This window comes from Amycolatopsis bartoniae (assembly GCF_014191255.1).
Classification (GTDB): Bacteria; Actinomycetota; Actinomycetes; order Mycobacteriales; family Pseudonocardiaceae; genus Amycolatopsis_E; species Amycolatopsis_E bartoniae.
In genome coordinates, this window is sequence record NZ_JACHWH010000001.1 from 725,834 (window position 1) to 751,850 (window position 26,017).

The following is a 26,017-nucleotide window of genomic DNA, read 5'->3' on the forward strand; positions in this document are numbered from 1 at the left end:
CGCACTGTTACTCGGCGGTAGTAATCACTTTCCGCTCTTGATCGACTCGCGGACGACGGCTAGTCGCCTCGCGAATTCGGGGGATCCGAGCGACGCGATCTGCGGCCCCAGCTCGATCTCCACGGCGTCGGCGTGCTCGGCAACGGTCGAGGTCAGACGCATGGAGCGCTTCGTCGCGACCACCACTTCGCGTGGCGCGGCGGCCGCCGGCGCGGCCAGTTCGAGTGCCGCGGCCAGTAACTCTTCGTGAGTACCATCGACTGTCCAACTGCTGAGACCGGCGGATTCCGCCTCCGCCGCGTCCAGGGACTGCCCGAACAACGTCATCGCCCTGGCCCGCTGGACGCCGACCGCGCGCTGCAACATCCAGGTGAACCCGCCGCCCGGATGGAGGCCGAGTTCGAGGAAGCGCGGGATGAACTTCGCACGCGGCCCCGCGATCCGGACGTCGGCGGCGAGCGCGAGGTTCAGCCCGGCTCCGACGGCGGCGCCACCCACCGCGGCGATCGTCGGCAGGGAGCAGCGGGCGACGGCGAGGAAGCCCGCGTACACCGCGCGCAGGCCCTCTTCCTTCGCCTCGCCGAGCGCCGTCAGGTCCGCGCCCGCGCAGAACGCCGGTGGCGTGCCCGTGACGACCACCGCGTGCACGTTCTCGTCCCGCTCCGCGTCCTCGACCGCCCGCGCGAGGTCGGCCGAGAGCGCCAGCGTCAGTGAGTTGCGCCGGTCGGGGGCGTCGACGGTCAGCACCGCGACCTTGCCCACCCGTTCGGCGAGGATCCGTTCGGTCATGCCCCCATCATGGCGTGGGCGGGCGCTCCAGCAGTCTCGACAGCACCACCGTCGACACCGTGCGGTCGATGATCTCCAGGCCACGCAGGCGTTCCAGCGCCGTCTCCAGCTGGTGGATGTCGGCCGCCCGCAGGTGCACGATCGCGTCGGCCGCGCCGGTGACCGTGTACGCGGCGACCACCTCGGGCAGTGGCTCCAGGCGCGCGCGGATGCGGGCGGGCGGCACGTTGCCGCGACAGTGCACCTCGACGAACGCCTCCGTCCCCCAGCCGAGTGCCTCGGGATCGACCACCGCGGTGAAACCCCGCAGGACGCCGGTCTCGAGCAGGCGGTCCACGCGGCGTTTGACCGCCGGGGCGGACAGGCCGACGACCTTGCCGATCTCCGCGTAGCTCGACCGCGCGTTGCTCACCAGGCACGAAACGATTCGCTGATCCAACGGGTTCACACGCAATGTTTAGCAGGTACAGGCGCAAAAGGGACCCATTGATCACCATCTGAGGTGGTCATACGGTTAAGACATGACACCTCGGGTGCCGCTGACCCGCCGCTACCTCATGTGCCCGCCGCGGTTCTTCGCCGTCGACTACGCGATCAACCCGTGGATGGACCCGTCGCAGCCGGTGGACGTGGCGCGGGCGATGGCGCAGTGGACCGAGTTGCGCGACACCTACCGCCGGCTCGGGCACACGGTCGAGGAGATCGAGCCGCAGCCCGGCCTGCCCGACATGGTCTTCGCGGCCAACTCCGGCACGGTGATCGACGGGCGGGTGCTCGGTGCGCGGTTCCGGGCTCGGCAGCGGGTGCCCGAGGCCGACCACTACCGGCGCTGGTTCCTCGAACACGGCTACCGCGACGTGACGATGCCGTCGCGGATCAACGAGGCCGAGGGCGACTTCGCGTGGACGGGCCGGATGATCCTGGCGGGCACCGGTTTCCGCACCGATCCCGAGGCGCACGCGGAGGCGCAGGAGATCCTCGGCGTGCCCGTGCTGTCACTGCGGCTGGTCGACCCGCGGTACTACCACCTCGACACGGCGTTGTTCGTGCTCAGCGAGGCCACCGACTCGGCGCCCGCGCAGATCGCGTACTACCCGGAGGCGTTCTCCGCGGGTTCCCGGCGCGTGCTGGCGCGGTTGTTCCCCGACGCCGTGCTCGCCGACGCCGCCGACGCGGCGTGCTTCGGGCTCAACGGCGTGTCCGACGGGCGCAACGTCGTGCTGCCGCTGGAGGCCACGTCGTTGGGCCGCCGGCTCGCGGCGCGCGGGTACGAGCCGGTGCACGTGGACATCTCGGAGCTGCGCAAGGCCGGCGGCGGGCCGAAGTGCTGCACGCTGGAGATCCGCAAGTGAGCGCTCATCCAGGCTGATCGGCCGGCCGGGCGTCGTACGCGGCGCGGGCCGTGTGCACGCGATCGGCGTTGGCCTTGGACCAGTCCGCGATGGCGGTGGTGAGTGCGCCCGCTTCGCGGCCGAGGTCGGTGAGGGCGTACTCCACCCGTGGCGGGATGGTCGGGAAAACAGTGCGGCTGACCAGGCCGTCGCGTTCGAGGTTACGCAGCGCCTGGGTCAGGGATTTCTGGGTCACGCCTTCGACGTGCCGGCGTAGCTCGGTGAACCGCAGCGGCCGGTCCTTCGTGCCGAGCACGCCCAAGACGTAGAGCGCCCACTTGTTCGCCAGCACGCCCACGACCGTGCGCGACGGACAGTCCTTCGAGTAGACGATCTCCGAGTCGGTATCCATCAGGTACCTATATATCCGAATGGTGCCTACTCCACAAACGATACGAGCACGTGCAGCCTGGAGGTCACATTCCTTCGAGCTGCAAATGGAGACACGTTGATCCTGGTGACCGGAGCGACGGGCAAGATCGGTGCCGAGGCGGTCCGGCTCCTGACCGGAAAGGACCTTCCCGTCAGGGCCCTGGTGCGTGACGCGTCGCGCACCCCGCGCGACGGGAGCTGGAGCGGTGTCGAAATCGCGGTGGGCGATTTCGACCGGCCGAGGACGCTGGACGCGGCGATGGCGGGTGTCGACACCCTGCTGCTCATCAGCCCTTCGGTTCCCGCGCAGGAGATCGCTGTCATCGACAGCGCCGCTCGCCACGATGTGCAGCACGTCGTCAAGATCACGAACCACAAGGCGACCGAGGACTCTCCCGTCGGCAGGCGTCGCGACCACGCGCGCATCGAGGCGCACCTCCGGGCGAGCGGGATGGCCGCCACGTTGCTCGCGCCGAACCTCCTCATGCAGAACCTGTTCTTCCTGGCTCCGCAGATCAGGCAGACGCACGGGTTCGAGATGTCGGCCGGGAACGGCCGCTTCGGCATGGTCGACTCACGCGACGTGTCAGCGGCCGCGGCGGCTGTGGCGGCCGCTCCCGCCGGCCACGAGGGGCGCACCTACCTGCTGACCGGCCCGGAGCTCGTCACCTACGCCGACGTGGCCGCCGAGCTGACCCGCGCACTGGGGCAGGAGGTCGAGTACCGCCGGGTCACGCCGGGCCAGCATCGCGAGCGGATGGTCCGGGCCGGGCTCCCCGAGCCGGTCGCTGCCTCCAACGCCCAGGTCTTCGGGCTGATCGCCGAGGGTGATGCCGCGTGGCTGTCCGACGACGTCGCCACCCTCACGGGGCGCGCCCCCCGGACTCTGCGCACCTTCGTCAGCGACCACGTCCGCTGTTTCGGCGCTACGGCGTGATCTTGTAGATGTGGTAGGTCGACTCGGCGGGGAAGTCGTCGGTCAGCTTGCCGCCCTGGATCGGGACTTCCCGGTTCTCGTAGAGCACCTCCGCGTGGGTCGCGGGCAGGTCCGGCGGCAGGGTCAGCGTGTGCGTGCCCGGCGCGGTGCCGCGGCCGACCATCGCGAACACGTAGTACGAGCCCTCGTGCTCCTTGAGCATCGTGTCCATTCCGGGCGCGAACGAGTAGTCCAGCGACTGCGTGTTCAGCACCGGCGCGAGGTCGCGGATGCGGCGGTTCACCTCCGTCACCGCGGGCCGGATCGTGGCGCCGCACGAGTCGCGCAGCACGTGCTGCGTCTGGCAGGAACCGCCGAAGTTGTGGTTGAAGTAGATGATCCCGCGGGCGCCGTGGATGAGGGAGTTCACGACCGCGCCCGCCAGCTGGTCCGGGGCGATCGTGGTCGAGTACTTCGCGAACGGGGCGCCGTCCTCGACGAAGGCGTAGATCGGCTGCCGCTTGCCGTCCATGCCGTCCAGCTCACGCATCCGGTCGATGGTGGCGCCGTAGGACGCCGAGAGGTGGCACAGGTTCGCGGGCGTCTTCGTCAGCTCGCAGATGCCGTCGTCGGTGTACCAGTAGGTGTCCATTGAGGACACATCGGTGTAGTCGAGGAACTTGGCGGCGGCGGCGTCCTTGATGAAGAACTCCATGCCGTACCCGAAGTTCGCGTACCGCGCGCGGCCGTCGTGCTGCGGCAGCCGGTCCCGCAGCGTCTGCAGCACCGTGTAACCGCACAACGCCTCCTCGGGCTCGCAGATCGGGCCTTCACCGGGGTACTTGCCGGTCCAGGGCGCGTTCCCCTCGTGGCCCCATAGGTCGACCTCGTCGGTGAGCAGCCAGCCCACGGTCTCGTCGCCGTAGCCGGGCAGCTGCGTGCTCGGGAACGCGTACATGCCGTTCTGGCGCACCAGCGCGAGGTCACTGGACTGCGTCAGCTCGAAGTACGTGTTGATCCCCGCGGCCTTGTCCAGCTCCGCGTCCCGCTGCGACGTGACGGCCTCGTACCAGACGCCGACGGGGAAGAAGTTGGGATCCGTCCAGGCCGCCATCTTCGGGAACTGCCGGTAGTACTCCGGACCGCCCTCCCACGCCACGCGCGGCAGGTCGTGCACGCTGAGGGCGGCCGGCCGCGGGGGGACTTCGCGGTACGCCAGCAGGCCGCCGACGACGGCGACCGCGATCGCCAGCGTGAGTGCCGACCAGACGTTCCGCCGCCTCATCCGGTTTCCGCCACGCGCACCAGCTCCGCGGCCCGGGACCGCCAGGAGTACCCGAGCACCGACTCCCGGAGCCGCTGCGACGGCAGGGGCGCGCCGTGCGCCAGGCTTTCGCGGATGGCGGCCACGAACGCCGCCGGGTCGTTCGCCACGCGGACGCGGTCGCGGTAGGCCGCGAGCTCGTCGAAGTCCGTGCTCACCACGGGCAGTCCCAGCGCGAGGTACTCCTTGAGCTTGATCGGGTTCGAGTGGCGGATCCACTCGTTGTCGAGCCACGGCATGAGCGCGACGTCGAATCCGGAGCCATACGACGGGATCGTGGCATAGGGGCGGAAGCCCAGCCAGTGCACGTTCGGGTACCGCTCGAACCGCGTCATGTCGTGCGTGGCGTCGCCGATCAGCACCAGCGAGCAGTCCGGCAGCTCCTTGGCGACGTGTTCGAGCAGGTCGAAGTCGACGAGGAAGTCGTCCAGCGCGCCGAAGAAGCCGAGGCGAGGGCCGGGGACGGCGGCGAGGTCGGCGGGCAGCTCGGCGCTCGGCCGGAAGTGTTCGACGTCGACGCCGTGGTCGAGGAAGTGCGCCCGCTCGCCGGTCCTGGCGTGCTCCTCGTCGAGCAGGGCGTGACTGACGTAGAGCACGTGGTCGGCGTGGTCGAGCAACGCGCCTTCGAGCTGTTCGATCGTGCCGCGGTCGGCCTCCGGGAAGTCGGAGTGCCGGTCGGAGCGGTTGAACACCAGCGACCGGCGGCGCATCGGCTCCACGACGTCCCAGGCGGTCGGAATCGTCACCATGAGCACGGGCTCGTGCATCCGCAGCGCGGCGGTGACGGCGCGGACCTGCGCGCGAACGAGCGTCGCGTTGATCCTGCGCAGCAGGGGTGAACCGTAGAACGGCAGCGGGAGCGGGGACATCACGTAGAAGCCGGGCTCCGGACGGCGGACGAACTTGGCCACGCTGCGCAGCTTCCGCAGGATGCGGCGGGTCACCTGCGTGCTGCGGCCGGGCGTGGGCATGCGCATGCCGATGCTGTTCACCACGAGCACGCGGCGCTGCCTCGCCACCGAGCGCATCAGCTGGAAGTCCGAATGCGCCTGGTTGTGGTACCACCAGTCCTGCGCGGAGAAGCAGATGTAGCCGGGCTGCGAGACCGGCCAGCGGCGCAGCCACAGCAGGTCCCTGACCGCGCGCCAGTGGCGTCCGCCGCGCAGGAGCGCGCGCGGCACCTCGTTGGCCAGCACCGCGAGACGCATGCCGAGCGCGGCGGCGCGGCCCTCGCGTTCCCGGCGCAGGCGCACGCGGTTGGTGGCCGAAAGCGCCCACAGTTCGGCCGAAGTGGACTGTTCACCACCGAGGTGGATGGCGACAGCAGCGGGCTCGAACCGGACGGCGTAACCGGAGTCACCCGCGCGGAGGTGGTACTCCGTCTCCTCGGAGTACAGGAAGTACCGCTCCTCCATCGGCCCGAGGGCCTGGCGGCATTCGCGGGAGACCAGCCAACAGGCACCTGTCGCCCAGTCCACAGTGGAGGGTCGCGAGTAGGCGCGCCTGCTCACCACCAGTTCGCCCAGCGCGGGAACGCGTCCCGCGCGTGTGCCGCCGAGTACCGCCTCGCCCAATGCCCGCAGAGTGGTCGGGCGGCGGCGCAGGGACGGGTGGCGTTCGCCGTCGGGGCCGAGGATCAGCGGAACGGCGATGCCGGTGCCGGGCACTTCGAGCGCCGCCCGGAGGGCCTTGACCGCACCGGGTTCCAGGCGGACGTCGGGGTTCAGCACGAGCACGTCGGCGTCTCCGGCCTCCGCGAAGCCCGCGTTGACCCCCGCCGCGAAGCCGTCGTTGGTTCCCCGCGCGACGATTTCCGCACTCGGCAGGGTTTTCCGCACCACGTCGAGCGTGTTGTCGGTGGAGGCGTTGTCGACCACGATGACACGCGCGTCGGGCAGGTCGCGCAGGGAGTTGAGGCAGTCGGCGACGATCGCGGCGCTGTGGTAGGTCACGATCACTACGGCGAGCGGCATGCGGTTCACGGCTCCACTTTCTCGGCGGCCCGGCGCAGCAGGGCTCCGGTGAGCAGCCGCATGGCGAACGGGGTGTCGTCGTGCAGGTACCGCCGGGCCAGCCGACGGGGTTCGAGGGCGAGCCGGTGCAGCCATTCGGCCCCGAGGCGCTGCACAACCTCGGGCGCGCGGCGGAACTGGCCCGCGGCCATCGGAATGCCCGCGCCGCAACCGAGGTACCAAGCCGACGGCAGCTCCGGGCGCAGGGCGCGAATCAGCTGCTCCTGCTTGGGAAAGCCGAGGCTCACCAGGACGAGGTCAGGCTTCGCCTCGACGATCCTGCCCGTCACCTCGGCCAGCGCCGCCGAACGCTCGAAGCCGAACGGCGGCGAGTCCGTGCCCGCGACGCGAAGACCGAGAAAGCGTTCACCGAGCGCCGCGGCCGCGGCCTCGGGTACCCCGGGATCGCCACCGAGCAGGTACACCGAACGCCCGGCCCGGGCAGCGGATTCGGTGAGGGAGAACACGAGCGAGGCGCCGGTGACCCGCTCCAGCGTGGCGCCCGACGAGAGTTTCGCCGCCCACACCACGGGCATGCCGTCGGCGACGACGAGATCCGCCTCGCCGACCAGCCCGGCCAGTTCCGGGCTCCGCGTGGCCGCGCGGACGATGTCCACATTGGCCGTGACGATCCAGCCGCCGCGGTCCCAGCCGCTTTCCACGTGCCGCACGACTTCGGACTCCCGCAACGGCGAGATGCGCACCGCTCCCACGCGGACGGTATCCATCAAGGGCACCTCTTTCGGTAGCGGAATGCGCCCGAAGAGTCGCCCCTCGCGAGGAAACGTTACAGGCGCCCGGTCAACGCAACGGAACGGGTGAAGAAGCGTTGGGCAGCAACACGACCGGCGGTGCCGAACCGTCGGCGGGCACGGTGAGGATGGAAGTTTTCTCACCGTTCTGGGGAGTTCGCGCGTAGGCGAGCGTGTTGTCGTCGAGCCACACGGACTGGTCGTCGATCCCGGTGGTGCCGTTCAGGGTTCTTTCGGTGTTCGTGCGCAGGTCCAGCACCGCGACCTGCCACGGACCGAGCCTGCTCACGCGCTTCTTGTACGCGATCCTCGTGCCGTCCGGCGACAGCGAAGGGCATTCCGCGTCCTGGTGGACGTCGTGCATCGTGCGCGTGACGAGGTCGCCTTTCACCAACCAGGTGCGGTTCTGGGCAGCCATCGTCGCGTAGAACGTGCGGTCGTCCGACGCGACCGTGACACCCCAGAAGTTGCGGTCGGACGCGGTGAAGACGTTCCCGTTCACCGTCGCCGTGAAGTCCTCCAGCGTCTCCACCAGCGCTCCCGTGCGCAGGTCGAGCACGCCGGTGCGGGTGGAGAAGCCGCCGGGGACTGAGTAGGAGTCGCCACTGACGAAAGTGGTCCACGCGACGATCCGCCCAGACGCCGAAACGCGTGCCCGGTTGGGAATTCCGGCGAGACCGACCGTGCGGAGCACCTTGCCGCCCGAGTCCAGCACGGCGGCCTCGTAGCTCGGGCCGACCCCCGCCAGCCGGAGGCAGACCGTGGTGCCAGCGGCGGAGTACACCCGTTGGCACTGCAGGGAAGTCGCCGTACGGGGGCCGGACGGATCGGCCGAACGCACCTGTTCCACCTGGTTACGGCCGTCGTCCTGCTCGATGAACAGCAGGTTCCCGCCGGTCAGGGCTCCGGATGGGGCTGCCTGCCGCGCGCCCGTCGCCGCGTGCACCACGTACCCGGCGCCCGCGAGCACCACCACGACGATGGCCGCGACGCCGAGTGCGATGCGGTGCCGGGCGAGCCAGTTCCTCAAGCCTGCCTCCCGCGGACCAGTGCCGCGGCGCCGGACAGGGCCACCACGAAGACGCACAGGGTGATCAGCACCGAGGTGCCCTTGGTCAGGTTCGCCAGCAGCACACCGAACAACGACGACGAGATCAGCCGCGCGACGGCCTGCCCGGTCTGCACGACCGCGAGCCCGCTGGCCCGCAGCTGCTCGGGCACGAGCGGTCCGGCATACGCCATCAGCACGCCGTCGGTGGCCGCGTAGAACAAGCCGTGCAGGGCGAGACCGGCGAACAGGATCGGATAACCGCCGCCGGACGTCAGCAGCAGCGCGTACAACCCGAGCAGCAGCATGTGCCCGCCGAAGAACACCGGCCAGCGGCCGATCCGGTCGGCGACCCGGCCGAGCGGGATCGCGCCGAGCAGGAACACCAGCGCGGTGCCGAGCGGCAGCAGCGGCAGCGCCGACAGCGGCACCGCCGTCGTGCTCTGCAGGACGACGAACACGAACGCGTCGCTGATCGTGGCCAGGCCCAGCAGCCCGGCCGCGATCGTCGCCCGGCGCAGCCGCCGCTCGCGCAGCAGGCCGAGGCAGGCACGCAGGGAGACCGGGTTCCGCGCGGGCAGCGGTTCACCGGACCGGCGGCCGTCTCGTACGAAAGCCGCCAACACGATGAAACCCAGTGCGGCGAAACAGAAACTCACGAAGAACACCGGGGACGAACCGGTGCCCAGCTCGCTCATGATCCAGAACGTCACCAGCGGGCCCAGCAGTGCGCCGAACGTGTCCATCGCGCGGTGCACCCCGAAGGCGTGGCCCAGCCGGTTCGACGGCGTGGCCAGGGAGATCAGGGCGTCCCGCGGCGCGGTGCGCAGGCCCTTGCCCGCCCGGTCCGCGGCCAGGATCCCGCCGATGCCGAAGGCCGAACCGCCCGCCAGCGGGAAGGCCAGCTTCATCAGCGCGGAACCGCCGTAACCCACCATCGCCACCAGTTTCGGGCGCCGCAACCGGTCGGCGACATATCCGCCGACGAGGCGCAGGATCGCCGTGGCACCGTTGTAGAGCCCGTCGAGAAGTCCGAATTGGACGTATCCCAGCTGCAATGTGTACAGCAGGTAGACGGGCAGGAAAGCGGTCACCATCTCGGCCGACACGTCGGTGAGCAGGCTCACCGAGCCCAGTGCGAAAACCGTGGCGGGCACGCTGCCGCCACGCGCCGTGCGCTCCGGAACGCCTGGTGGCGTGGCGCGGGACGTCAGGTACACAGCCCGGTAGTCGCGGTTCCGGCGCGCGCGTTAACAACCACTTGCCGAGATCGCCGTAACAATCGCGGGCCCGTCGCGACTGCCCTGCTGGAAGCCGAAGACGGAGCGGGGATGGGCGAATGGACTTCTGGAGCACGATCAGAGTTCTGCTGCGCCGTTGGTACGTCGCCCTTCCGGTGTTCGTCGTCGCGCTCGGGCTCGCGGGCGGGGTGTATGCCTCCGTGGCCACGCAGTACGAGTCGACCGGCACGATCGTGCTGACCTCACCGGCTTCCGGCGCACGGGCCACCGCCGGTGCACAATCCCCCGAGAAGGTCAATCCGCTGCTCGCGTTCGACGGCAGCCTGACCACCAGCGCGGAAATCCTCATCCAGGCGTTGCAGGATCCGGCGACGGTCAAGCAGTTCGAGCACGTCGACGGCGCGAACACCACCTACCAGGTGGGCAACGGACAGCTGTCCGGCCCGTTCGTGGTCGTGGTGGCCGACGCGACCACCCCCGCGGCGGCGGAGAAAACGGTCACCGCGGTGCTCGACCTCGCCCACAAGCAGCTGGCCGACCGGCAACAGGCGTTGCAGGCGCCCGAATCCACGTACATCAGCGCGGACCAGGTGATCAACCCGACGCCCGCGGAGGCGAAGATCGGCGGCAAGGTCCGCTACGCCGCCGTCGCGCTCGCGCTCGGGCTCGTCGCCGGGCTCACCGCCGCCTACGGGGTGGAGAGCTTCCAGCAACGGCGGAAGACCAAGCCACGCAAGGAAAAGAAGACCGAGCCCGCGTGGCCGGAGGAGCAGGAGGACCTCAGCGATGAGCTGACCAAGCTCATCGCGCCCGTGTCCGGCTCCGGTGAGCACCGCCGGCAGGACCGGCGCTGAGCCCGTGACCACCGCGATGCCGCGGCGCCGGGCCGACGGGGCGACGCTCGCCTGCTGGTACGTCGCCGTCGCCCTGATCGTGCCCGCCCGGCTGGTGATCTCGGGCGTGTCGATGTCCATCACCCCGGCCACCGTGCTCGGGCTCGGGCTGGGCCTGCTGTGGTTCTGCAGCCAGCTGACCACCACGCTCGGCACGGCGAAGGGCCGCAACGCCGCCCGCACCGTGCTGTTCGTGTTCATCGTGACCCAGCTGGCCACCTACGGCTACGCGACGCGCAACTACCTGCCGCCGGACGAGCTCGACTCAGCCGACCGCACCATCGTCACCATCCTCGCGGTCGCGGTCGCGGGCCTGGCCATCTGCGACGGCGTACGCACGCTCGCGCGGATCGAGCTGGTGCTCAAGTGCATCGTCATCGCCACCACCGCGGTCGCGGTGATCGGGATCCTGCAGTTCCTGTTCGACCTCGACCTCACGCGGTACCTCGTGCTGCCCGGGCTGCACCCGGTGACCGCCGACGGGTTCGTCCTGGAGCGCGCCGCGTTCCGGCGTCCCGCCGCGACGACGGGGCATCCGATCGAGTTCGGCGTGGTGTGCGCGGTCGCGATGCCGCTCGCCGCGCACTACGCCTTCACCGCGCGCGACCGCGGCGAGCGCTCGGCCCGGCGCTGGTGGGCCTGCCTGGCGATCGTGTCGGTCGGCGCGATGGTGTCGCTGTCACGCTCTGCGATGCTGGGCCTCGCGCTCGCCGCGCTCGTGCTGCTGATCGGCTGGCCGGGACGGCGGCGGATCCAGGCCGTGCTGGTCGGCGCCGCGTTCCTGGTCCTCATGCGGTTCCTCATCCCCGGGCTGCTCGGCACGTTGTACGGGTTGTTCGCCGACATCGGCAACGACACGAGCATCTCCGGCCGCACCCAGGACTACGCGACGACGAGCGTGGTGATCGCGCAGCACCCGTGGCTCGGCCGCGGGCTCGGCACCTACCTGCCCGCGAAGTACGGCCCGCTGGACAACCAGTACCTCGGCACGCTCGTGCAGAACGGGTTCATCGGGCTGTTCACGCTGATCGCACTGTTCGTCATCGGTGCCTACGCCGCGTTGCGGGCCCGCAGCCTCAGCCGGAACGTGCACGTGCGGGACCTCGCGCTGACGCTGGTCGCGTCGCTGTCCGTGCTCGCGCTGGGCGCGGCGACGTTCGACCTGCTCGCGTTCTCCATGGCCACCACGCTCGCCTTCGTGCTCGTCGGCCTCAGCGGCGCGCTCCTGCGGGCCGTGCGCGCCGAGCACGTCGCGAGCGGGGTGGACCCGCCGACCATCCGCGCCTCACTCAGCAGCCTGCTGAAGAACCGGAGCGTGAAGCCATGACGGCACTCGCGGTGCGGGCCCCGGTCCGCTGGCTCGACGCCCACGCCCGGCACGTCGCGCTCGGCGCCGTCGTGCTGTCACTGGTGCTCGCCGGGGGGTACGCGGTCCTGCTCGGCGACACCCTGCGCTACCTCGACGAACGGGTGTACGTGCAGCTGGCCGGTTCGCTCGCGCACGGGCTGGGCTACAGCGCGGACGGGGTACAGGCCACCGCGTACCGGCCGCCGGGCTACCCGTTCCTGCTGACGCCCGTGTACTGGGCGACCGGCGGCAGCGTGCTCGCGATGCGGTTCGTCGGCGTGCTCGCGCTCGCCGGGTCGGTGTGGTTCGGCTACCGCGTCGGCAGGCGGGCGGCTTCGGCTCCCGCGGGCGCGCTCGCCGCGGTCGTACTGGCCTGCTACCCGCTGCTGGCCTACACCGCGACGGCGTTGTACCCGCAGGTCCCGGGCCTGTTCCTGCTGCTCGTGACGATCGACCGCGGGTTCGCGGCCGCCGACGACCACCGGGTGGGCAACGTGCTCGCGGCCGGGTTGTGCGGCGGACTGCTGGTGATCACCGTGCCGAACTTCGCGTTGTCGGTGGTGCTGGTGCCGCTGTGGATGGTGTGGCGCCGCCGGGCGGCTCGCGGAGTGGCGGCGGCGATCCTCGCGCTCGTGCTCGCGGTGCCGGGCGCCTGGTGCTTGCGCAACGCCGTGAGCCTGCACGCGTTCGTGCCGGTGTCCACCAACGACGGGATCAACCTGCTGCTCGGCAACAGCGAGCACACCACCGCCGGCAGCGGGACCGAGGTGGACATCTCGCGGTACGAGCAGGCCGCCAGGGACGCGCACCTCGACGAGGTGGGCATCAACGGGTTCTTCAGCGACAGCGCGGTCGACTGGATCACCGCGCACCCCGCCGACGCCGTGGTGCTGTACGGGAAGAAGCTGGCGAACACGTTCTCGTTCTCCAGCGACATGGCGACCTCCGGGCAGGGCGGCGGCGCGGCGGACCTGGTGCTGGCGCTGACCTACTACCCGGTGCTGCTGCTGGCGGTGCTGCGTGTCGCGCTGGCCCGGCGCTGGCCGTTGACGCGGGTGGAGACGCTGTTGGCGGTGCTGGTGGTGCTGAACTTCCTGCTGCAGGCGGTGTTCTTCACGCGCCTGCGGTTCCGCGTGCCGCTCGACGCGTTGACCATCGTGCTCGCCGCCTCCGTAGTGGCCCGGTTCGTGAGGGGAAGCCGTGGCGCACAGAGCGGTTGAGGCACCCAGGACGGTCCGGAAGGCGCTGAGCTTCAGCGCGCTGAACACCGTGCTGGCGAAGCTGGGCTCGTTCCTCACCGGGGTGGTGCTCGCGCGGCTGCTGGTGCCGGAGGACTTCGGCGTGTTCGCGGTCGCGCTCGTCGTGCTGTCCGCGGTGTTGTCGATGAACGAGCTGGGGGTGAGCCTCGCGCTCGTGCGGTGGCCGGGCGACCCGCTGCGGATCGCGCCGACGGTCACGACGATCTCCATGGGGTCGAGCGTGCTGTTGTACGCGGTGTGCTGGTTCGGCGCCCCGGCGTTCTCGGCGGCGCTCGGCGCGCCCGACGCCACCGGGGTGGTGCGGTTGTTGTGCGTCGCGGTGCTCATCGACGGCGTGACCGCGGCGCCGGCGCAGCTGGTCAACCGCGAGTTCCGGCAGGGCGTGCGGCTGCTGTCGGACGTGGCGAACCTCGTGGTCACCACCGGCGTGACGGTGTCGCTCGCGGCGACGGGGCACGGCGCGTGGAGCCTCGGGTGGGGGCAGCTGGCGGGCAACGTCCTCGCGGCAGTCGTGTTGTGCCGCCTGACGTCGATGTGGCCGCGGCCGGGGTTCGACCGGCGGCAGGCGGCGGAGCTGCTGCGGTTCGGGTTGCCGCTGGCCGGGGCGAGCTTGCTGGTGTTCGCGATGCTCAACGTGGACTACGTGGTGACCGGGCGGGTGCTGGGCGCGGTGGCGCTGGGGTTGTACCTGCAGGCGTTCAACCTGGCGAGCTGGCCGGTGAACGTGTTCTCGGCGATCGTCCGGCGGGTGTCGCTGGCGGCGTTCTCGCGCGTGCAGGACGATCCGGCGCGCAGGCAGGAGGCGCTGGCGCGGATGGTGACGGTGCTCGCGGTGCCGACGCTGCTCGTGTGCCTGCTGCTGGGGTTGCTGGCGTTGCCGCTGATCACGACGGTGTACGGCGAGGCGTGGGCGGGCGCGGCGGCGGCGCTGCAGTTCCTGGCGGTGCTCGGTGTCGTCCGGGTGTTCGGGGAGCTGTGTTACGACTTCCTGGTGGCGCTGGGCCTGTCGCGGTCGACGCTGTGGTTGCAGGGCTTGTGGTTGGGGGCCTTGGTGGTGGCGTTGCCGGTGGGCGCGCTGGTGGGGAACATCCGCGGGGTGGCGATGGCGCACGCGGCGGTGGGACTGTTCGTGGTGCTGCCGGCGTACCTGCTGGTGGTGGCCCGAACGGGGGTCTCCCTGCGGGCGCTCGGGTCGGCGCTGTCGATGCCGCTGCTGGGCACGTGCGTGGCGGCGATGGTGGTCGTGGGGATGCGCTTGGTGCTGCCGCCGTCACCGGTGCTGCTCCTGACGGCGGGGGCGCTGGGGGTGCTGGCGTACCTGCCGTTCGTCTGGCCGCTGCGACACCAGTTCCGGGAGCTGGGTTAGAACGAGTCCAGCATTCTCGGAGTGCCTCGCGACACCAGGGCGTCCAACACCGAACCGTCGCCGGTGCACAGGCCCGCGCGGATCAGCGTGGACGTGGAGGCAGCCCCCGAGAACCACGGGCCCAGCGCGCGGGTGTGCAGGCGGAGGTCAGCGCGCCGGGAGGTCCGTTCACTGTGGACAGTCCCGCCTTCGACGACCAAGCGGTGCGTGCCCGCGTGCCACGGGGCGTGTTCGTCGACGATCTCCACGCACGTCTGGGTGCCCTCGGCCAGCAGGCGCGCCGCGGGCCAGCCTCGGGCCGCCACCGCCGCCGGGAAGTCCACCACTCGCAGGTACCACGGCTCGGTCTCCGGCGAGGGCAGGCCATCCGGCAGCAGCAGGGCCAGCACCTCCGGCTCCGCCGACCGAATCCGCACCCGGTCGATCAGGCCCGACCACGACGCGAGCGAGCGCAGCAGCACCACCGCCGCCTCGGAGTCCAGAGCGACGAGGTCGTGCACATCCAGCCGTGAGTCCACACGCGACAAGTCGACGTAACCCCGGACACCGCCGTCCGAATCCAGCGCGACGCTGCCCAGTTCCGGATCGCCGCGCAGCAGGAAGTCGCGACGCTCCAGCATCCCGTCGATCGCCAGCGCGCGGTAGCACTCCTGCACGTCGAACCCCGCCAGCGGGCGCAACGCGTACTTTCCGCCCGGCAGGCCTCGCAACGCCGTCAGGTCCAGATCCGCGTGCTCGACCACCCCGGCCCGTTCCCACCCGCGACCCCGGTACAGCGCCGGGACGCGTGTGAACAGCGCCGACAGCGGTTGCCCGTCGGCGCGCATCGCGTGCAGCGCCGCGTCCACCAGACCGCTCGCCACGCCCCGGCCACGCGCGTGCGGGTCCACCGCGACGCTCGCCAGCCCGCCCATCGGCACCACGCGGCCGCCGAAGAACTGGCCCAGCCGCCGGATCCGCAGGAAACCACACAGCCCGTCCCCGGAGTCCGCCACGAAACCACGCCACGTCGACAGGTCACCCGGCCAGGACGGGCCGGGCAGCACCGGCCCCCCGAACGCCCGCCGCCGGATGCGCCACACCTCGTCGAAGTCGTCCGGCGTCACGTCCCGGATGATCACGACAACCGCCGCAGCCCCGAGTCCGTCCGCACGAACGACTCCCCGCACTCACACGTCAGCGTGTCGGCCAGCCGCGCCCCGCACACGCACACCCAGCCCTTGACCTCGGCCGGATTGCCCGCGACGAACGCGTGCGCGGGCACGTTCCGCGTCACCACCGCACCGGCGGCCGCGAAGGCGTACGACCCGATCTCCGTCCCGCACACCACCACGACACCCGCGCCGAGCGACGCGCCACGGCGGACCACCGTCGGCAGCAGCTCCTCCGGCCCCTTGCGCAGGTGCGCGCGCGGCCGCAGGTCGTTGGTGAACAACACGTTCGGCCCGAGGAACACCTCGTCCTCGCAGGTCACGCCCGCGAACACGAGCGTCCCGTTCTTCACCGTCACCCGGTCCCCGAGCACCGCCCCGTCCTCGACGAACGCGCAGTCGCAGATGTTGCAGTCCCGCCCGACGCGCGCGCCCGGCAGGACGTGCGCGAAGGCCCACACCCGCGTGCCCGGCCCGACGTCCTCGCTTTCGCACAGGCCCTGCGGGTGCACGCGCACCCCGTTGCCCACCACCGTCATCGCAGCGCCTCCGCCAACGTCTCGACCACGCGCTCCTGCTGCGCGGGCGTGATCTCCGCGAACAGCGGCAGCGACAGCAGCTCACCGCCGACCTTCTCGGCCACCGGGAAGTCGCCCTCGCCGTAGCCGAGCCACGCGAACGCCTCCGTGCGGTGCACCGGCGCCGGGTAATGCACGCCCGCGCCGATCCCGTTCGCCTGCAGGTGCGCCAGCACGCGGTCGCGGTCGGGCACGCGCACGACGTACAGGTGCCACACCGGTTCGTTGCCGGGCAGCACGACCGGCAGCGTCACCTCGGGCAGCGCGGCGAGCAGCTCGCCGTACCGGGCGGCCGCCGCGCGACGGGCCGTGTTCCAGCCCTCCAGGCGCTTGAGCTTCGCCGACAGGACGACCGCCTGCAGCGTGTCGAGCCTGCTGTTGAACCCGACGATCGTGTGCTCGTACTTGCGTGGCGACCCGTGCGCGCCCAGCAGCCGGACGTGCTCGGCCAGTTCGGCGTCGGACGTCAGGACCGCCCCGCCGTCGCCGTACGCGCCGAGGTTCTTGCCCGGGTAGAAGCTCGTGGCCGCGAGGTCGCCGAGCGCTCCGGCGCCGACGCCGTGCCGCCGCGCGCCTTGCGACTGCGCGGCGTCCTCCAGCACGATCGCGCCGATTTCCCTTGCCAGCGGCAGGATCCGCTCGACGGGCGCGGGCTGGCCGTACAGGTGCACCGGGATGATCGCCGCCGTCCGGTCGCTCACCACGCCGGAAACGGCGGCCACGTCGAGGAGTCCGGTGTCCTCCTCGCAGTCGACGAGCACCGGGCGGGCGCCGGCCCGGACCACGGCCTCGGCGGTGGCGATGAACGTGTTGGCGGGCAGCACGCACTCGTCGTCCGGGCCGACTCCGGCCGCGCGCAACGCCAGTTCCAGCGCGTCGGTGCCGTTGCCGACGCCGACGCAGTGCGCGGCACCGGTGTAAGCGGCGAACTCGGCCTCGAAGGCGCTGACCGCGGGCCCGCCGACGAAGGCCGTCCCGGCGAGCACCTCCGCCCAGCCCGCCGCCACCTCGTCGGCCACCTGGCGGTGCTGCGCGGCCAGGTCCACCAAGGGAATCGGGGTCATCTGCGCTCCTGGGGAGTCAGGACCGGGGTGGCGTTGGCGTCGTCGGTGCTCGCCCGGCCCCGGATCCGCTGGTACCTGCGTTCGATCTTGTAACCGAGCAACCCCGCCGCGCTGCGGGCCGCGTCCACGCCGAGCCGCGCCGGCTCCGCGACGGCTCGTTCGTACTCGTGCTCCAGCACCTCCGCCGCGTGGCGCAGGCTGAACCGGCTCACCACGAGCTCGCGGGCGAACTCGCCCAGCTCCGCGCAGCGCGCCGGGTCGTCGATGAGCACGTTGAGGGCGTCACGCAGGGCCGCGGAACCGCTGCCGCGCGAGCCGGGGCCCTGCCCGTACCAGCCGCCGCGCAGGAACAGCGGCGCTGTCTCCGGCGTGAGCAACTCGCTGAAACCGCGCTCGCCGGACACGATGAGCGGCTTGCCGAACGCCATGCCGCGCAGGGCCGAACCACCCATACCGATGAGCACGTCCGCCGCCGCGTACGCGGGCCGCGGGTCGGCGATCTCGCCGGTGAGCACCACGACCCGGCGTCCGGCCAGGTCGTTGGCCCGCGCGGCGCGGCGCTCCACCTCGGCGCGGCTGCGGCCGTCGCCGACGATCACGAGCTGCACCTTGCGTCCGGCCCGCGCCAGTTCCCCGACGGCGTCACACGCGGCGAGCAGCCCTTCCAGCTTCAGTTCCGGCACCAGCCGGCAGACCATCGCGACCAGCGGGACCTCCGCGTCGAGGCCGTGCGCGGCGCGGAACGCGCTGCCGTCGAAGCCGGGGGAGTCGGAGTCGGTGTCCACCGGCGGTTCGAGCAGCGCGACGTGCCGGTGCCCGGCCTTGAGCGCGGCCTCCCGGATCTCCTCCGTGCCGACCAGCAGGGGCACGGTCCGGGGGAAGAACGGCACGACGGACATCGACAACACAGTGCCGACCACCGCGCAGCGACCACGAGCCGCCGCGAGCGCTTCGAGGACCGGCGGCCACTCGTAACCGTGCACGACGTCGACATTCCTGACCAAAGTGGACAATGTGCGCGCGACCGCCACCGACGGCCTCCGCCGGTCCGCGGGAATCTCCACGTGCGGCAGGTCGTGGGCGTGCACGAAGTCCAGCAACGGGCCGGGTTCGCTCACCACCGTCACGTCGTGCCCGCGGTCGCGCACCGCCGCAGCCAGCTGCAGCGCGTTGAGCTGCGAGCCGCCGATCTCCATCGCGTGCGGGTAGACCAGGATTCTCATGCGGGCTCCAGTACGAACGCCAGGTCTTCCGGCGTGGGGTCCGGCGCAGTCAGCACCTCGCCGACCTTGAGCCCGGCGGCCTGCAACGCGACGATCGGGTCCACACCGACGGCCGAGGGCAGCACGCCCATGTGTCCCGGCTGCGGGGCGACCGGCGGCCAGAAGCGCAGATCTCCCTCGCGCCGGAGGTCGCCCCAGAACTGGACGACCGTCGTCTCCGGGTGATCACGACCGAGTTCCTTGAGCCAGTTGACGTCGAGCACCGGCCCCGGAGTCAGCGCGACCAGCACCGCGTCGAGTCTTCCGGAAGGTTCCGTCAGCAACTCGGCACCCAGCGCACGCAGGTCTCGCTCGATCTCCGGCCGGAACACGTTGTCGCACAACAGAAGGATGCGGTTACCACGCACCGGCAGGCCGGCGTCGAGCAGTAGTTTGATCGCCATCACGCCCGAGTAGCCGAAGACGTCGACGGCCGGGTGGTGCTCGTCCGGACCCGCGACCCGCACGCCCGCGGCACGGCAGGCGTCGACGTCGACCTCGCCGGGCCGCAGCTCCCACGGCTCGTACATCAGGCTCACCGCCGCGCCGGGGCGCAACCACGCGACCACCGAGGCGTCGATCGGCCGCAGGTGCCCGCTGTTGGTCACGATGTCCGCGCCCGCGAACAGGTCCGCGTTCTTCTCGTGGAAGAACCGCACGTCAGGAGCGAGCGCCCATACCTCGGCCTCGGCCTCCGCCGCGGTGCCGTACCGGCTGTCGCGGCTCAGCGCCCGCACCTCGCGCGCGCCCGCCATCGCCGCCAGCACCGGCGTCACGGCGTACGCGCCCGTCGCCGCCTCCGTCACCACCACGCGGCCGCTGAGATCCAGGCGCATCCGCCGCACCGCGTCCTCGCACAGGGCGAGCAGCCGTGCGGTCACGGGACCGGGGCTGCGGCGACCGCGCGGGTCAGCAGCCCGGCGATGCGCTGCTGGTCGGCAGCGGTCAGTTCGTGGTGCAGCGGCAGAATCAACGACCGCGTCGACAGCTTTTCCGTCACCGGCAACGGAACGTGCGGATGTCCGGCGTAGGCGGGTTCGAGGTGCGCGGCCATGATGCCCCGGCGCGCGGAGATGCCTTCGGTGGCGAGCTGGGCCAGCAGCTCGTTGCGGCCCACCGGCACGTCGTCGTCGAGCAGGACCCAGAACGCCTGGTAGTTCGTCGTGCCGTGTGCCGGGTCCCGCACCGCCCGCAGGCCGGGCACGCCGTCCAGCAGCTCGTGGTAGCGCGCGGCCAGCTCCCGCCGCTGCGCGACGATCGACTCCAGCCGGGTCAGCTGCACGAGCCCGACGGCGGCCTGGATGTCGGTCATCCGGTAGTTGAAGCCGGTTTCGAGGTACTCCTCGATGACCACCTTCCCGGCGGTGTGCCGGTCGGCCGCGGAAACGCTCATCCCGTGCTCGCGCAGGCGCCGCAGGCGGGCGGCGAGGTCGCTGTCGTCCGTCGTGAGCATTCCGCCTTCGCCGGTGGTCAGCAGCTTGCGGGGGTGGAACGACCACGCCGCCAGCAGCGCGCCCGCGCCGACCGGACGCCCGTCGAGCGTCGAGCCCGCCGCGCACGCGGCGTCCTCCAGCACCGGAACCGGCCCGCACACCGCCCGCAGCGCCGCGATGTCGGCGGGCATCCCGCCCTGGTGCACGGCCAGAACTGCCTTGGTGCGCGGGGAAAGCACCGGCGTCACGGTCTCCGCGGTCAGGTTTCCGGTGAGTTCCTCGACGTCGGCGAACACCGGCGTCGCCCCGCAGTAGCGCACCGCGTTGGCCGTCGCGATGAAACTGAACGACGGCACCACCACCTCGTCGCCGGGGCCGACGCCGAGCGCGTGCAGCGCCAGGTGCAGCGCCGTGGTGCACGACGAGACCGCCACGCCGTGCCCGGCGCCCACGGAATCCGCGAACGCCCGCTCGAACGCGGCCACCCGCGGCCCTTGCGCGACCCAGCCCGAGCGCACGGCCTCGGCGGCCGCCTCGGCCTCTTCGGCACCCAGTAGCGGGCGCATGACAGGAATCACCGTTCTCCCTCCGGAGGGATTTCTCGTTGGCTGAGTCGCGAGAACGGCGGCGATTGTTGCACGTGCCGGGAAAGACCGAGCATTTCGGCCAGTTCGTCCGCCCGGGTGCGCCAGGAATGCCTGCGGGCGACTTCCCGGCGGGCCGCCGGATCACCCTTTTGCCGCACCGCTTCCCTTACCGCGGCGGCGAAATCCCTTGGTGTCGAGGCGAGCCGGATCTCCGCGGTCTCCGCCCGCAGCCGCCTGCTCGCGGGTAAATCCGTGCTGACCACGGGTTTTCCCGCCGCCAGGTATTCGAGTGTCTTGAGTGGAAACGACGCGCGGTTGAACGCGGTGTCGGCATAAGGCGTAAGGCCCACGTCGAAACGGGCTAACCACGGCCGCAACCGCTCGAACGGCAATGCGCCCGCGTAATGCACGTTGTCCCGCCGCAAAAGCGCGTCGACCCGCTCCGGCTGCCACGCCGGGTCCCGCGGCCCGACCAGCACGAGCCCGAGACCCGTGTCGGCGACGGCTTCCAGGAACGCGAGGTCGATGCGTTCGGACAGCTGGCCGGACAGCCCAGCGACGGGCGTGGGAAACCCGGCCGGCAGCTCCGCGGGAGGTTCGGACTCCAGCCCCTCGTACGCCTCGGGCTCGCAGCCGTTGGGGAACTCCCGCGCGGTGACGCCCAGCGAGCGCCAGCGCTCGGCCAGTTCCGGACCCACGGCGAGCACGAGGTTCGCGTGCCCCAGCGCCTTCCGCTCGTCCTGGACCACACGCCGGGGATCGAGGCCCATCAGCTCCGCCCCGGCCACCCAGTCGTCGGTGCCGTAGAGCACCTGCACCACGCCGGGCGGCCAGTGCCCGAGGACGTCGTTGACCGAGCACGAGATCACCGCGTGCGGCCGCTTGCCCAGCCGCCGCACCGCCCACCGCAGCTGGGCGCGCGCGGCGGGCCAGGTGACCTCGCGGATCCCCGGCCGCGACAGGCCCGGCGGCGCGAGCGGCGTCAACCGGGTGATGCCGTCGGCCACCTCGGTCAATGTCGGCCGCCAGTGCCGCCCCGTCACCGCCACCCCGCGGAACCGGGCGGCGGTGACGGGCGAAACCGGCGGGTCGGCCCACAGGATCTCGGCGTGCGCGGTCAGCGCCTGGGCCAGCTGGCGTTCCGAACCCTTCACGCCGTCCCAGCTGACCCCGGAGGCGACGACGACCAGCCGCCGCCTCCGGGACTCCGCCCCCGTCACGGGTTCGGCTGGAACACGACGTCGACCCAGTAGTTCCCGCCCCGGTAGGTGGCGGCCGGGAAGCCGGGGCCGGAGTTGAACACGCCGTTGGGCGCGTCGGACCCGGTCGGCGCCGCGGTCAGGGGCACGCTCGTCGCTCCTGTCTGCTCGAAGTAGAACGGGTTGGCCGAGTAGTGCCCGTTCGGCGCGGTGTAGGACGCGACGTAGAGGGTGCCCGGCTGGATGGCGACCGGCGTGGCGAAGGTCAGCGTCTGCCAGCCGCTCGCCGTCTCGTTCGAGAACGTGCCGGTGGCCAGCAGCTGCCCGTCGACCGTCCACAGTGAACCGGTGTGCGTGCCGGTGTTGCCGCCGCCCTTGTAGAACTTCACGCCGGTGACCGAGCCCGCCACGCTGGAGCTGAAGCGCACGCCCAGTTCGAGCGATGTCGCCTCGTCCGCCGACAGCACCAGTGGCACGGTCGCAGAGCTGAACAGCGAGCACGGGCACGCCTGCACCGTCGAGGCGGTGAAGTGCCACGTCACCGCGTTCGGCATCGGGTTCCCGTTCACGTCCGCCGCCCGCATGCTCGCGAGGTACGTCGTGCCCGCCGCGAGCCGGGCCGCCGGGGTCCACGTGATCGTTTTCTGGTCCGCCGACTGCGACAACGTGCCGGTCAGCGCCGCCCCGCCCGGGTCGGTGAGCGAGAACTGCACGCTCGCCGGGTCGATCGCCTCGCTGAACGTGGTGCTCACCGTGCCCGCGATGGGCGTGTTCGCCGCGTCCGGTGCCGGCGACTGCGCGGTGACCGTCGGCGGTGTGGTGTCGCCGTTGAGCCCGTTCTGGAAGATCACGTCGACCCAGTAGTTGCTGGACCGGTAGGTCGAGGACGGGAAGCCCGCGCCCACCTTGTACACGCCGTTGCCGCCGTCCGTGCCTTCGCCGAGCCCGGTGATGGGGCCGTAGGAGGCCGGGTTGGTGAAGTAGCCGTTGTCTCCCGCCGGATGCCCGTTGGGGGCGAAGTAGGAGACCACGTACGTCGTGTTGGCCTGCACCGTGACCGGGCTGCTGAACGTCAGCGTCTGCCAGCCCGTCGTCGACTCACCGCTGAAGGTGCCGGTGGCCAGCCGCGTGCCGTTCGCCGACCACAGCGAGCCCGTGTGCGTCCCGGTGTTTCCCGCGCCCTTGTAGAACCGCACGCCGAGCACCTGGCCCTTGCCGCCGAACCGGACCTTCGTGCCCAGCTCCACCGCGGTGGCGTCGGGGTCGGTGGGGTTCGCGGGGTGGGTGAAGTCGTCCCACAGCGTGCACGGGCACGCCGCCGGGCGCGGTGAACCGGTCTTGAACGTCCAGGTCACGACGGTCGCCTGGTTGCCCGCCGCGTCCGAGCCCCGCACGGTCGCCGTGTAGGTCGTGGCCGGGTCGAGCGGCTCGTTCGGCGTGAACGTGACCTTGGTGCCGGAGACGGACACCGTGCCCGCCACCGTCTCGCCGGGCTCGGTCAGCGTGAACTGCACCGAACCGGGGGCGATGTTCTCGTCGTACGTGACCGACGGCGTGGCGGTGAGCGCGACGGAGTTCTCGTCGTTGCCGGGGTCGGTGGACATCATCAGCGGGGCGCGCGTGTCGGGGCCGGGGTCCGGACCCCACACGACGTCGACCCAGTAGTTCGTGTCCAGGTAGCTCTGCGTCGGGAAGCCGGGGCCGCCCGAGTGGAAGACGCCGTTGGCGTTGCCCGCCTGGCTCGCGGGCGCGAGCAGCGGGTCCAGCTTCGCGGACTTGCCGGTGAAGTAGTAGTTGTCCGCCGCCTCGTGCCCGACGGGCGCGTAGTACGACGCGATGTACGTCGTGCCCGCCGTGACCGGCACCGAGGTCGGCAGCGTCAGCGTCTGCCAGCCGTTCGTCGTCTCACCGGTGAACGTGCCGGTCGCCAGGCGCTGCCCGTCGGCCGTCCACAGCGAACCGGTGTGGGTGCCGGTGTTGCCGTCGCCCTTGTAGAACTTGATGCCGCGCACGTACCCGTCGGAGCTGGCCTGGAACTTGACGCCGGCCTCGACCGGACCGGGATCGGTGGTCGTGGTGGTCGTCGGGACCGTCGTGGGGGTCCAGATGCCGCACGGGCAGGTGCGGGCCGACACGCTGACGTTCGCCGACACCGGGGCCGACAGGTTGGCCGAGTCGTCCACCGCCCGCACGCGCAGGGTCGGCGTGCCCGCGGTGTCCGGGGTGTAGGTGTAGCTCCAGTTCGTGGTGCCCGCGGCCCAGTCGGCCGGGTGCCACGTCGTGCCGTCCACCGACACCTCGACGCCCGCGACCTTGCCCGCGAGGTCGTTGACGGTGCCGGAGACGGTGTAGCTCGCGGCCACCGTGGTCGGCGGTGCGTTGGTGATGGCCACGACCGGTGGCGCGGTGTCCGTGCTCGCCGTCGCCGCGGTGAGCCCGGCCTGCAGCGTCGCGGGCTGGACGCCCATGTCCGCCATGAGGTTGACGGTCGCCTGCTTGATCCGCACGTCGGAGGTCGGCGTGTCGGTCTGGAAGGCGTGGTTGTCGTCGAGCCCCCACGCCCACTGCACGGTGCCCGCGCCGAACACGAGCGCGCCGCTGGTCTGGTCGCGGTAGTACGTCAGCGCATGGGTCTTGGTGCCCGTGCCGTAGACCGAGCCGTTGTTCTTCAGCACGTAGTTGCCGTCAGTGATGTTGACGGTGGTGCGAGACAGCTGCGCCACGCCCGGTGGCTGGAACCCGTTGTCCTCCACGGAGTCCCACTCGTAACCGAGGGTGCCCGGCTGGGACGTGTACGTGTTGCCCGTCGCCAGCGTCGCGAGCGGGGTGTTGCGCCAGAGCCGCATCTTGCCGTAGGCGGCCGGGACGGACATGGCGTCGCTGCGGTAGCCGTTGACCGTGAAGATGTGTCCCAGCAGGGAGTTCTCCGGTCTGCCGCCGTCGGCGGGCGGGCTGAACCGGGCGTCCCGCCAGGTGCCCGTCCACGTGTTGGTCGGGTCGATGTCCGCGTCGGCGAGTGTCTCCTTGTAGCAGACGACCGTGCGCAGGGCGGTGTTCGAGCCGTCGATGCTCGGCTCCCAGCGGGTCTTCCAGAACACCTCGTTGCCGGTGAAGAAGGCCATGTTCACGCCCGCGGCCTTCGCGGACTCGACGTTGTCGCGTTGCTCGTTCGACCAGTACTCGTCGTGCCCGACCGTTATGAACACCTTGTGGTTCTTGATCAGCTGACCGCGCCGGGCAGTGTCCACATCGGACGTGTAGCTCATGTCGTACCCGTTGGCCTCCATGAACCGGACCATCGGGTACTCGGCGTTGAAGATGAAGTTCTCGTCGCCCTCGCCGTAGAGCGGCCGGTTGTAGCTCACCTTGTAGGCCGCGCCCTGCGCGCCGGGGCCGGTGCCGGTGTAGAAGCTGTTGCCGGTGTCGCCGTTCGGGCCGCCGTAGGTGTTGTACGCCTGCCAGGTCTCGTCCGAGGTCTGGTAGAGAATCTTCGACGTGCTCGTGTCGTCGCGGATCACGAACGCGGCCTCGTTCTCGCCGCCGGTGTCGTTCCGGTGGAACACGGCGTAGTACAGGCCGGAGACGGCGGTGGCGGGCACGTTCCAGGTGGCCGACACGCTCCAGTTGCCGCAGTCGTACAGGCCGGTGGAGTCGGTCTTGCACGGGGGCTGCGTGGCCGGCGTGCCGGGGATCGAGTCGGCCAGGTGGGCGCCGGTGCCGCCGTAGTAGCCGAGCCGGAAGATGTCGATGCGGAACTGCGTCGCGTTGGTCTTCACCTTGAACTGCACGGTGCCGCCGGGCGCCGCGCTGACGTCGGTGGTGAAGCCCGCGATGGAGTCGTCGAGCGACTGCACCATCCAGTCGGCCGTGCCGGTCTTGGTGTTCTCGCAGGCGATCTTGTTGACCACCGGCGCGTCACACGGTGCCGCCGTCGCCACGGGGGTGGCGACGAGCGGCACCACCACTCCGGTGAGTATTGCGAAAACCGCCGCCAGTGTCCGAAAACGACGGACACCCCGCGCTTTCGGTTCG

At 71.2% G+C, this 26,017-nt stretch carries 22 protein-coding genes; 6 read left to right on the forward strand and 16 right to left on the reverse strand.

All coding sequences use genetic code 11. The features are described from left to right. Positions 1-24: 24 nt before the first annotated feature. Complete coding sequence (locus FHX82_RS03660) at positions 25-789, reverse strand: enoyl-CoA hydratase (protein ID WP_145933295.1); 765 nt, start codon at positions 787-789, stop codon at positions 25-27. Between the two features lie 7 nt (positions 790-796). Next, positions 797-1,237 carry an Lrp/AsnC family transcriptional regulator gene (locus FHX82_RS03665; protein WP_145933294.1) on the reverse strand — a complete coding sequence of 147 codons (441 nt, stop codon included), beginning with the start codon at positions 1,235-1,237 and terminating at the stop codon, positions 797-799. 73 nt (positions 1,238-1,310) lie between these two features. Between FHX82_RS03665 and ddaH the strand changes: the two genes are divergently transcribed. Then, positions 1,311-2,141 (forward strand): dimethylargininase, encoded by an 831-nt coding sequence (ddaH, locus tag FHX82_RS03670; RefSeq protein WP_229881202.1) that lies wholly within the window; start codon positions 1,311-1,313, stop codon positions 2,139-2,141. Positions 2,142-2,145: 4 nt separating this feature from the next. On the opposite strand, the gene FHX82_RS03675 is transcribed toward ddaH, so the two are convergent. Beyond that, positions 2,146-2,532 (reverse strand): winged helix-turn-helix transcriptional regulator, encoded by a 387-nt coding sequence (locus tag FHX82_RS03675; RefSeq protein ID WP_145933293.1) that lies wholly within the window; start codon positions 2,530-2,532, stop codon positions 2,146-2,148. 105 nt (positions 2,533-2,637) lie between these two features. Between FHX82_RS03675 and FHX82_RS03680 the strand changes: the two genes are divergently transcribed. Beyond that, a complete protein-coding gene (locus FHX82_RS03680) occupies positions 2,638-3,489 on the forward strand; it encodes an SDR family oxidoreductase (protein ID WP_261377100.1) in 852 nt (283 codons plus the stop codon). On the opposite strand, the gene FHX82_RS03685 is transcribed toward FHX82_RS03680, so the two are convergent. The 5 genes from FHX82_RS03685 to FHX82_RS03705 form a co-directional block, all read right to left on the reverse strand. Continuing rightward, positions 3,479-4,753: a hypothetical protein gene (locus FHX82_RS03685; protein ID WP_145933291.1), complete on the reverse strand. Its 1,275-nt coding sequence runs from the start codon at positions 4,751-4,753 to the stop codon at positions 3,479-3,481. The genes FHX82_RS03680 and FHX82_RS03685 overlap by 11 nt on opposite strands. Continuing rightward, entirely contained in the window at positions 4,750-6,765 is a 2,016-nt protein-coding gene (locus FHX82_RS03690; RefSeq protein WP_145933290.1) for a glycosyltransferase, read from the reverse strand. Before FHX82_RS03690 ends, FHX82_RS03685 begins: the two co-directional genes overlap by 4 nt. A 5-nt stretch (positions 6,766-6,770) precedes the next feature. Then, a complete protein-coding gene (locus FHX82_RS03695) occupies positions 6,771-7,532 on the reverse strand; it encodes a WecB/TagA/CpsF family glycosyltransferase (RefSeq protein WP_145933289.1) in 762 nt (253 codons plus the stop codon). 73 nt (positions 7,533-7,605) lie between these two features. After that, the gene (locus tag FHX82_RS03700; protein WP_145933288.1) at positions 7,606-8,586 is read right to left on the reverse strand and encodes a TolB family protein; all 981 of its coding nucleotides are present in this window, start codon (positions 8,584-8,586) and stop codon (positions 7,606-7,608) included. Beyond that, complete coding sequence (locus FHX82_RS03705) at positions 8,583-9,824, reverse strand: MFS transporter (RefSeq protein WP_229881199.1); 1,242 nt, start codon at positions 9,822-9,824, stop codon at positions 8,583-8,585. The genes FHX82_RS03700 and FHX82_RS03705 overlap by 4 nt, the downstream gene beginning before the upstream one ends. 119 nt (positions 9,825-9,943) lie before the next feature. Here FHX82_RS03705 and FHX82_RS03710 point away from each other — a divergent pair, with 119 nt between their 5' ends. The 4 genes from FHX82_RS03710 to FHX82_RS37595 are packed head-to-tail and all read left to right on the forward strand — an operon-like array spanning position 9,944 to position 14,711. Further along, on the forward strand, positions 9,944-10,699 hold the full coding sequence (locus FHX82_RS03710; protein ID WP_145933287.1) for a YveK family protein: 756 nt from the start codon (positions 9,944-9,946) through the stop codon (positions 10,697-10,699). A 4-nt stretch (positions 10,700-10,703) separates the two neighbouring features. Next, positions 10,704-12,065 (forward strand): O-antigen ligase family protein, encoded by a 1,362-nt coding sequence (locus FHX82_RS03715; RefSeq protein ID WP_229881196.1) that lies wholly within the window; start codon positions 10,704-10,706, stop codon positions 12,063-12,065. After that, positions 12,062-13,306 carry a glycosyltransferase family 39 protein gene (locus tag FHX82_RS03720; protein WP_145933286.1) on the forward strand — a complete coding sequence of 415 codons (1,245 nt, stop codon included), beginning with the start codon at positions 12,062-12,064 and terminating at the stop codon, positions 13,304-13,306. The genes FHX82_RS03715 and FHX82_RS03720 overlap by 4 nt, the downstream gene beginning before the upstream one ends. Beyond that, complete coding sequence (locus tag FHX82_RS37595; RefSeq protein ID WP_145933285.1) at positions 13,287-14,711, forward strand: lipopolysaccharide biosynthesis protein; 1,425 nt, start codon at positions 13,287-13,289, stop codon at positions 14,709-14,711. Before FHX82_RS03720 ends, FHX82_RS37595 begins: the two co-directional genes overlap by 20 nt. Here the strand turns inward: FHX82_RS37595 and FHX82_RS37600 are convergent. Genes FHX82_RS37600 through FHX82_RS37610 form a run of 8 tightly spaced genes read right to left on the reverse strand, consistent with a single transcriptional unit; the run spans position 14,708 to position 25,950 of the window. Further along, entirely contained in the window at positions 14,708-15,817 is a 1,110-nt protein-coding gene (locus FHX82_RS37600; RefSeq protein WP_183176462.1) for a GNAT family N-acetyltransferase, read from the reverse strand. The two genes, FHX82_RS37595 and FHX82_RS37600, sit on opposite strands and share 4 nt — an antisense overlap. A gap of 11 nt (positions 15,818-15,828) precedes the next feature. Further along, positions 15,829-16,401 (reverse strand): acyltransferase, encoded by a 573-nt coding sequence (locus FHX82_RS03735; protein WP_145933283.1) that lies wholly within the window; start codon positions 16,399-16,401, stop codon positions 15,829-15,831. Continuing rightward, on the reverse strand, positions 16,398-17,504 hold the full coding sequence (locus tag FHX82_RS03740; protein WP_145933282.1) for a DegT/DnrJ/EryC1/StrS family aminotransferase: 1,107 nt from the start codon (positions 17,502-17,504) through the stop codon (positions 16,398-16,400). The genes FHX82_RS03735 and FHX82_RS03740 overlap by 4 nt, the downstream gene beginning before the upstream one ends. Further along, positions 17,501-18,727, reverse strand: a complete 1,227-nt coding sequence (locus FHX82_RS03745) for a glycosyltransferase family 4 protein (protein WP_145933281.1) — start codon at positions 18,725-18,727, stop codon at positions 17,501-17,503. Before FHX82_RS03745 ends, FHX82_RS03740 begins: the two co-directional genes overlap by 4 nt. Further along, positions 18,724-19,647, reverse strand: coding sequence for a hypothetical protein (locus FHX82_RS03750; protein ID WP_145933280.1), 924 nt, complete (start codon positions 19,645-19,647; stop codon positions 18,724-18,726). Before FHX82_RS03750 ends, FHX82_RS03745 begins: the two co-directional genes overlap by 4 nt. Beyond that, positions 19,644-20,765 (reverse strand): DegT/DnrJ/EryC1/StrS family aminotransferase, encoded by a 1,122-nt coding sequence (locus tag FHX82_RS03755; RefSeq protein ID WP_145933310.1) that lies wholly within the window; start codon positions 20,763-20,765, stop codon positions 19,644-19,646. Before FHX82_RS03755 ends, FHX82_RS03750 begins: the two co-directional genes overlap by 4 nt. 8 nt (positions 20,766-20,773) lie before the next feature. Next, a complete protein-coding gene (locus FHX82_RS37605) occupies positions 20,774-22,006 on the reverse strand; it encodes a glycosyltransferase (RefSeq protein WP_145933279.1) in 1,233 nt (410 codons plus the stop codon). Further along, the gene (locus tag FHX82_RS37610) at positions 22,003-25,950 is read right to left on the reverse strand and encodes a DUF4082 domain-containing protein (RefSeq protein WP_229881190.1); all 3,948 of its coding nucleotides are present in this window, start codon (positions 25,948-25,950) and stop codon (positions 22,003-22,005) included. The genes FHX82_RS37605 and FHX82_RS37610 overlap by 4 nt, the downstream gene beginning before the upstream one ends. Between the last annotated feature and the right edge of the window lie 67 nt (positions 25,951-26,017).